Below are 7,279 nucleotides of genomic sequence, written 5' to 3'. Positions count from 1 at the left end.
TTGAGCTCTCATTGACCGCCCCCTCTATTTAATTATTGGATGATTTTAAGGGGTGACAACAATCCTGACACAGGGGGCACCTGACGGCTCATTTCACGAGTTTGCGGTACTTCCTGACACCATAACTCGTGACGGCGCAGAGCGGCCTATTGTGCTGGCTAACGATGAGCTAAAAAGGGCGTTCGAAAAGTATATTAAATGGCTGGTTGAATTGAGGATCAATACGATACCTCACAAGCACTACCGGAGCCTAAACCCAAACGCCCCGTTATTTGTCGATGACAATCTCAAGCCGTTCACTGTGCAAAATAGAGGGGAAAGCATCAGCCCACACGCAATGAACAGGCTGTTAGATCAGTTAATTAAAAATGCAGGGCTCTGGGATGCAGGTGTAAGGCGTCTATCACTTGTTAGAACGTGCGTTATTGAGTCATATAAAGCAGGAATGAGCACAAATGATATCATGATCACAACAGGCTTTAGTGATGATTCCATTAGCAAGATCCTCGCAATGGATTATACGGCTTTTAGTCCGATTGCAGAGTGGTTTATCAAAAGAAAAGCAACAAAACAAAAAAGGTTAGAATCCTTCAAGTTGAGAAGAAAGTGGATGATATGACAAATAAAGAACAAGGCGAATTTTCAAAGTATTGCAAAGCTAATTGTGGCCTAGATGCAACAGAAGTCGCAGATCTCGCCCAGGTTCCACGCCGTACCTTTTATGATTGGTGGAAGACCCGCCGCCGCGCCGTTGAATTGATAGTGTTGGGTTTGAAAATAGAACGTGATAGCAAATAGTGTGCAGTATTCGCTCAAAACAACGTTGCATGTGAGCGGCAATCGCTCATAATAGTTTTAAGTTAATCAGATAAGGCGTACAGATGAGTCCAGCAATTTACCTAGAAAGAGGGTTTAAGTTCTTCTTTTTTTCCAATGAAGAAGCAAGAATGCATGTTCATGTCGTAGGGCATGAAGGCGAGGCAAAGTTCTGGTTAGAACCTGAAATTGGCTTAGCCAGCAGCTACCACCTTTCAGTTAAAGAGCTTTCTAAACTTGAGCGCAGCGTTAAGGATCACGAAGATGAAATCAGAGCAGCTTGGAATAAACACTTTGGCTAAGGTCTTGGGAGTTACTCCCCATGGTCTTTGGCTGTTTGCTAAAGGGGAGGAGCACTTCTTAAGTTTTGAAGCCTTTCCTTGGTTTAAGGATGCGGCTGTAAGCGCCGTCTTTAATGTTGAAGAGCAAGGTCGAGATGGTTTTTGTTGGCCAGATCTTGATGTGGACTTATCTATGGACGGTATTAAACACCCTGATAAGTACCCATTGAAAGCCAAGCACTGACAAAGGAAACAGGCACATGGAAATTGAGGGGGTAATTAGCTCTTTACGCTCGACTGATAGGTATGTTGAAACCATATTTCTTGAAGGTGGGTGTTACCAATTTCACCAGTTTCTGGCCGCTCTGTTTCCTGAAGCCAAAGCCCTGATTAATGTGGGGCGAGATCACGTTGTTACTCTACTAAATGACACTTGCTATGACATTACTGGAAAGGTTGAAAGCGCTGGGTATCATGAGTTGTCAAGAGAGGATTTATCGCTTGTAGAGAGCTGGAGCTTTTCAAGGACAAGACATAGGGGATATTTCCTGAATAAAGTAGGGAGAGCATTGTGCTGCACTGCCTGCATTGTGCTGCACTGCCTGCATTAGATTACTCAACAGCCTCTTCTACTTTGTAGTTTTCTTTCCAATGCCTCGCGAGAGGCAGCATTAAAATGTGAAGAGCAAGCCACCATAAATACTTCGGAGCAGTTCCCCAATAGTTTGATGCAGGCATATACCCATGAGATAGCTGGTTTCTGAGATCTCCGTACATTTTATCTACAATGTCGAGAAAACCCCGTGATCCTAGCGTAGCGAAAGTCGCGGGGATGAATCGATAATGTTAGGCGTCAACTAGCTTGTCCTATCGCATTGACTCACTTAAATCCATACTACTAATATGTCGTTGCCTCATCTAAAATAACACTAGTTGTGATTCTTTTAAGATGAGGTAACTAGATATGATTAAGTCTATGAGTCTAAATGCGAGAAAGGAATTGTTAGCTAGCATTAAACAAAAATATCATGACGCTAACTGGATAGATAAAGGGAAAATACTTGATGGAATAGTTGCTGCTACCGGCTATGAACGAAAATATACTATCGAATTGTTGAATACCATCAATCAGAATATCTTTCCAAAAAATCGCAAGACACCCCATCGCTACGACGAACAGCTACGACAAGCTCTACTTGCTGTTTGGTATGCGGCTAATCAAATATGCTCTAAACGTCTAGTGCCATTTTTACCCTACCTAGTCGAAGCAATGGAGCGTCATGGTCATCTACGCTTACCTATTGATGTACGAGAAAAATTGCTACAAATTAGCCCTTCTACTGTTGATAGGATCCTCAAACCTGAACGAGAAAAAATCAAACAATCTGTAAGCACTACTCGTAAAGGGAATTTATTAAAGCACCAAATTCAAGTCAGAACATTTGCTGATTGGGATGACGTTATTCCTGGATTTCTGGAAGCTGACCTCGTCGCTCATTGTGGGGGCAATACCAATGGCTCTTTTTTAAATACGCTCACATTAGTTGATATTGCCACTGGTTGGTTAGAGTGCATGCCTTTGTTACGAAAAAGCGCCAGCGACGTGATTGATGGCTTACAAGTAGCTAGTGACTTACTTCCATTCCCTATGCAGGGAGTAGACACAGATTGTGGCAGTGAGTTTATAAATTATGAATTATTAGAATACTGCGAAGAAAATAATATCACCTTTACAAGAGCAAGAACTCACCGAAAAAATGACCAGGCGCATGTGGAAGAAAAAAACGGTTCTGTTGTACGTCGATTGGTTGGTTATGATCGCTACGAAGGTTGGAAAGCCTGGGAAGCTTTGGCAAGGCTGTATCGCATAGTCATGATGTACGTTAATTTCTATCAACCATCGCTGAAGTTACTTGAAAAAGAACGTGTTGGGGCTAAGGTATCAAAGAAATATGATGATGCAAAAACACCTTATCAACGCGTTTTACTTTCTGACCATGTTAATCAGTCTACAAAAGAGTCACTTAGGTTAGAGTATGAAAGATTAGACCCGGTTTATTTGTTAGCTCAATTAGAATCACTACAAGATGAATTGTGGAAATACTCATGGGATAAAAGAGGTCATGCTCAAGATGATTATATCGTAACTGATGACGTTGTTAAAAAACAATTATCTAAAATACCGCCTGTTATCATTACAGATAGAGTGAATCGTCATTACCATAGAAATGATAAAGTTGACTTCAGAAAATCTCCTCGGACATGGCTAACTCGAAAAGATCCGTTCGAGGATGTTTGGGATGAAATACGATTAAGAATGGAGTTAGCACCTGAAAATAATGCTAGAAAAATAATTTTGTGGCTCATGGATAAATATCCTGATAAATTTTTAATAGGGCAAACCCGAACACTTCAACGAAGACTTGCTCTATGGCGTCAAAACCAAGCGAGTCAGGAAGAAAAACTACGTGATTTGATGATTAATGAATTAGTGCCCGTTTTAAATTTTAATATCCCAGAGGAAAGTGAAATCAATCAGTAGGAAACACTATACTGCTGAAGGAGCGCTAGCCTGTTATGTCATTTGATTCTTACTTACATATGCGGTAACAAATCTTTAAATGTAGTATGTTTTTTTAATGAGGCAATACGACCGGCCAAGTTAATTGTCGTCTAATACGATAAGTTGCTTTCGATATTTAACGGTCGGCATTAAGTGCAGAACAATGTGATGCATGCAGCGTGAGTTAGTTTAGTATTCCACTTGACAACATCAGGCTATACAGTAGCATATACGGTATCTGAAAAAAGTGCTCAGATACAATTTTCGGCTCAAACCGACAGCAGAACAAGGAGTCAAACTCATTGAGTTTGGTTCATGTGCTCGTGGGTTGTGGAACTTGTTGCTGTCAGAAAATCTGCGTCGTTATAGGTACGACAAAACGTTTTTGTTCTATCCAGAAATGGCAACATTGATTAAAGAGCTAAAGGCCTTCGAAGAGTTCTCTTGGTTAAAATCCTTTGATTCTGCGGCCGCACAGCAAGTGGCAAGGGATCTTGATACTGCTTTGAAAAATTCTTTTTCTAAGAGTCGGTTGCAAAAATTCCCGACGTTTAAAGTCAGTTTTAAACAGAAAAAACTGCACTGCACAATGACAGTTTTAGGTGTGTGAATAACTCGAACTGCATTCGCATCGAAAATGGGGCGGTCAGCATTCCGAAAGTGGGCAAAGTGCCGATTGTTTTACACCGTAAATTAGTCAGTGAAATCAAGACGGTCACTGTCAAACTATTACATGGTAAATGGAGTGTGTCGTTCACTCAAGAGGTTGAATGCAAGACAGTTAAGCAGGTCTTGTCATCAATTGTAGGCTACGACATCAACAGCCAACATACGGTTGTAGGTTCGAACGGTTGGTACGTTAAAAACCCAAAAGCTCTTAAACGTTCATCAACAAAGCTAAAGCAAATTCAAGTCCAGTTGAGCCGAAAGGAAAAGGGCTCTCGTCGCTGGCATAAAGCCAAATCACGCTTAAATGCCCTTCACGGAAAAATCTCACGCCAACGCCTAGCGTCCGCTCACGAAGTATCATGCTCGATAGCCAAGACCAGTGATATCATGTAAGCGGTCAATTAAGCGGTGGAGCCCGATATCATCAAGCTTTTAGATCGGCATGCCAAGGTAATAAATCACTTAAATCAGCAAATTTATCCCGTTGTGGCAGTTCCGTGAAAAGTTTTTGGAAGTAAAAGTACGGGTTAATATCGTTGGCACGGCAAGTCATCACCAAGCTATAAAGTGCAGCACTGGCTTTTGCACCATTTACCGATTGGCAGAACATCCAGTTTTTCCGCCCCGTCGTAAACGGCCTGATATCGCGTTCAGTGACATTATTATCAATGCCTAATTCACCTGATTCAAGGTAACGCCTCAGTTTTTCCCACTGATTCAATGTGTACTTGATTGCTACCCCAATTTTACTTTTGGGCAGGACTGTTTTCTCGCTTTTTTCTAACCATTCATGCAACGATGTTAAGATTGGCTCAGCCTTTTCCTGCCGGAGTGATTTTCGCTTATCGGGCGGTAATGTTTTTGCCCGCTTTTCTATCGCATACAGTTTTTGAATATAATTGATACCGACTGTTGCTTTGCCGGTTTTCTTCGGTTGCACCGCTAAGGCATCGTGGAATTTGCGTCTGGCGTGTGCCCAGCACCCGACTGGCATTATTCCTTCTATATTGTCGTAAAGTAAGCAATCATTCTGGGGTTAGATCACCCCATTCAAGCCAGATCTGACGTTAAAAAATTATCAGCGAACTTTTCTTTCCATATTCTCGGGGTAAGCTCTGCTACTTTTGAAGCGGGATGTATGCTGACACGTTGCAATACATCAACAAGGTAGTGGTAGGGATTGATTTCTTGTAGACGACAAGTGACAAGCAAACTTTGTAAAATACCTAGCTGCTCTGCGCCTAATTCGCTCCAACAAAACAAATAATTCTTGCGTCCCATAGGGATAACACGCAATGCCCGCTCAAGGTGGTTGGTATCCATGGCAACAGCGGGATTTGACAAGAACACTTTCAATTCAACTTGGCGCTCATTCACATAATTTAAGGCTTTGCTTAAGGGGTTTTGGGGTGTTAAATCGGTTCGCTGTCGTTGCTCATAAACCCAGTTGAAAAATTCAGTAACAAGTGGCTCGCTGTGCTTTTGCCGATAGGCTAATGCATCGCTTACCTCGGTTATCTTGTCTTTGATATGTTTTTCATTTTTATAAAGTTGCGCTATTTTATCAATAGCCGCCTGTGCTGCTATTGGCTCAATCAGTAACGCTCTATCAAAATAACGCCTTGCATGTACCCAACAAGTAGCATGCGTAACCGTTTTTTCTTTTTCATTCAATTTTGCCACTGTTTTACTGTAAGCGGCATAACCATCGGTCAATAAAGTGCCGGTAAAGCCTTCGAGCTGATTTTGGGCATGCAAAAAGCCTCGGCTACTCGACCAAGTAAAGGCGATTTCATTGTTGTCACCGAACATCGGCCAGAAATAGGTTTGTTTCATTTTGCCTTTGCCTTTGCTTTTGCTTTTTCTGCCTGCTTTTATGGGGACTTCATCCATGGCAAGGGTTTGACTGTTGATAATAGACTTTAGATTAGCCTGGTAGATAGGCCGGAGCAGTTCAATGCCTTTTTGTACCCAGTTAATTAAGGTGGCTCGGCTGATATGAACACCTGAATCAATCATCCGTTGGTGTTGCCGATAAAGTGGCAGATGATACACCCCTTTATCAATCATAAGTCCTGCAATCAGGGAAACATCGGCGTAACATCCCTCAAGTACATTACTCGGTGCTGATGGCGTTTTCACCGTTTGCTCACGTTTATGGCGAACAATAGGACGACGGTAAATTAATATCGTATAACTGCCGGGTTGTTGCGCTAAGCGGTTAGTTTCTTTATAGCCGATGATTTCATAGTGCTCAGCGTCATCACCCTGTAACTCAGGTGCGGGAATATCGATAACTTTAGTCGGAACAGACGCATCAAAACGTAAACCCGTGTCATTGACTTCATCGCCATTGAGTTGTTTGTTGGATTTGCGTTTGTGGGCTTTGATGTCGGTGGAGGTATCGATTGATACAACAGCTTTATCTGTAGCAAATAATGAGCCCTGAGCGCCCAATTTATTGAATAATTGTTTTTCTGATTTACGACCAAAAAGTTGACGTTTAAACCAATCCAACTGCTGTTTAAGCACAAGAATATCTTCTTCGAGTGCTTGAATTTTAGTTTGCTGTAACCGATTGATTTCGTTGATTTCCATACCAAGTATTATAACAAAAACTACCGACTATAGCGCTTACTTTTGGGTGCTTTTTGCCAATTAACTCCCTCAATTAAACACTGTAATTGCGCCCAGTTGAGTGACATTTTATCTTCATCACTGGTAACGCGATGAAACTGACCTTGCTCAAGGCGTTTGCTCCATAAACAGTAACCGCCACGACTATAGTAAAGAATTTTGATGTGAGTTCGCCGCTTATTGATAAACACAAACAACTCACCACTGCTGGCTGGTCGCTTGAGTTTTGATTGCGCCAATGCGGCTAACCCATCAAATTGCTTGCGCATATCAACGGGATGAGCGTAAAGCCATACCGATAAGTTGGGCTCTT

General features: G+C 41.9%; 10 protein-coding genes and 1 pseudogene. 8 read left to right on the top strand and 3 right to left on the bottom strand.

Translation table 11 applies throughout. The features are described 5' to 3' along the window. The first annotated feature begins 52 nt into the window (after positions 1 to 52). The 8 genes from AAEZ00_RS20265 to AAEZ00_RS20235 all read left to right on the top strand — a co-directional run bounded on the left by AAEZ00_RS20265 (position 53) and on the right by AAEZ00_RS20235 (position 4,722). Positions 53 to 619, top strand: a complete 567-nt coding sequence (locus tag AAEZ00_RS20265) for an integrase (protein ID WP_351089665.1) — start codon at positions 53 to 55, stop codon at positions 617 to 619. Then, positions 616 to 798, top strand: a complete 183-nt coding sequence (locus AAEZ00_RS20260) for a hypothetical protein (RefSeq protein WP_124013269.1) — start codon at positions 616 to 618, stop codon at positions 796 to 798. The genes AAEZ00_RS20265 and AAEZ00_RS20260 overlap by 4 nt, the downstream gene beginning before the upstream one ends. 83 nt (positions 799 to 881) lie before the next feature. Then, positions 882 to 1,118, top strand: coding sequence for a DUF4160 domain-containing protein (locus tag AAEZ00_RS20255; RefSeq protein WP_124013270.1), 237 nt, complete (start codon positions 882 to 884; stop codon positions 1,116 to 1,118). After that, positions 1,081 to 1,341 (top strand): DUF2442 domain-containing protein, encoded by a 261-nt coding sequence (locus AAEZ00_RS20250; protein ID WP_124013271.1) that lies wholly within the window; start codon positions 1,081 to 1,083, stop codon positions 1,339 to 1,341. The genes AAEZ00_RS20255 and AAEZ00_RS20250 overlap by 38 nt, the downstream gene beginning before the upstream one ends. Before the next feature lie 16 nt (positions 1,342 to 1,357). Beyond that, complete coding sequence (locus AAEZ00_RS22455; RefSeq protein WP_443729203.1) at positions 1,358 to 1,708, top strand: hypothetical protein; 351 nt, start codon at positions 1,358 to 1,360, stop codon at positions 1,706 to 1,708. A 353-nt stretch (positions 1,709 to 2,061) separates the two neighbouring features. Next, complete coding sequence (locus AAEZ00_RS20245) at positions 2,062 to 3,639, top strand: integrase catalytic domain-containing protein (protein WP_351089663.1); 1,578 nt, start codon at positions 2,062 to 2,064, stop codon at positions 3,637 to 3,639. 268 nt (positions 3,640 to 3,907) lie between these two features. Next, entirely contained in the window at positions 3,908 to 4,270 is a 363-nt protein-coding gene (locus AAEZ00_RS20240) for a helix-turn-helix domain-containing protein (RefSeq protein WP_351089661.1), read from the top strand. Next, a complete protein-coding gene (locus tag AAEZ00_RS20235; RefSeq protein ID WP_351089659.1) occupies positions 4,267 to 4,722 on the top strand; it encodes an RNA-guided endonuclease InsQ/TnpB family protein in 456 nt (151 codons plus the stop codon). The genes AAEZ00_RS20240 and AAEZ00_RS20235 overlap by 4 nt, the downstream gene beginning before the upstream one ends. 31 nt (positions 4,723 to 4,753) lie before the next feature. Here the strand turns inward: AAEZ00_RS20235 and tnpC (AAEZ00_RS20230) are convergent. From tnpC (AAEZ00_RS20230) to tnpB, 3 genes and pseudogenes are all read right to left on the bottom strand, one after another. Next, a pseudogene (gene tnpC, locus AAEZ00_RS20230) lies at positions 4,754 to 5,344 on the bottom strand (IS66 family transposase); the annotation flags it as partial. A 35-nt stretch (positions 5,345 to 5,379) separates the two neighbouring features. After that, positions 5,380 to 6,927: an IS66 family transposase gene (tnpC, locus tag AAEZ00_RS20225; RefSeq protein WP_351089657.1), complete on the bottom strand. Its 1,548-nt coding sequence runs from the start codon at positions 6,925 to 6,927 to the stop codon at positions 5,380 to 5,382. 20 nt (positions 6,928 to 6,947) lie between these two features. After that, the coding region (gene tnpB, locus AAEZ00_RS20220) for an IS66 family insertion sequence element accessory protein TnpB (RefSeq protein ID WP_351089655.1) at positions 6,948 to 7,279 on the bottom strand (332 nt) is incomplete at its 5' end.

Origin of the sequence: Shewanella sp. S1-49-MNA-CIBAN-0167 (genome assembly GCF_040310145.1) — a bacterium.
GTDB lineage: Bacteria > Pseudomonadota > Gammaproteobacteria > Enterobacterales > Shewanellaceae > Shewanella > Shewanella psychromarinicola.
This window is presented reverse-complemented; position numbering and strand designations above follow the sequence as displayed.

Coding starts and splice junctions, on each gene's coding strand:
- AAEZ00_RS20260 (WP_124013269.1), top strand. CDS start 616: ATGACAAATAAAGAACAAGGCGAATTTTCAAAGTATTGCAAAGCTAAT.
- AAEZ00_RS20255 (WP_124013270.1), top strand. CDS start 882: ATGAGTCCAGCAATTTACCTAGAAAGAGGGTTTAAGTTCTTCTTTTTT.
- AAEZ00_RS20250 (WP_124013271.1), top strand. CDS start 1,081: ATGAAATCAGAGCAGCTTGGAATAAACACTTTGGCTAAGGTCTTGGGA.
- AAEZ00_RS22455 (WP_443729203.1), top strand. CDS start 1,358: ATGGAAATTGAGGGGGTAATTAGCTCTTTACGCTCGACTGATAGGTAT.
- AAEZ00_RS20245 (WP_351089663.1), top strand. CDS start 2,062: ATGATTAAGTCTATGAGTCTAAATGCGAGAAAGGAATTGTTAGCTAGC.
- tnpC (WP_351089657.1), bottom strand. CDS start 6,927: ATGGAAATCAACGAAATCAATCGGTTACAGCAAACTAAAATTCAAGCA.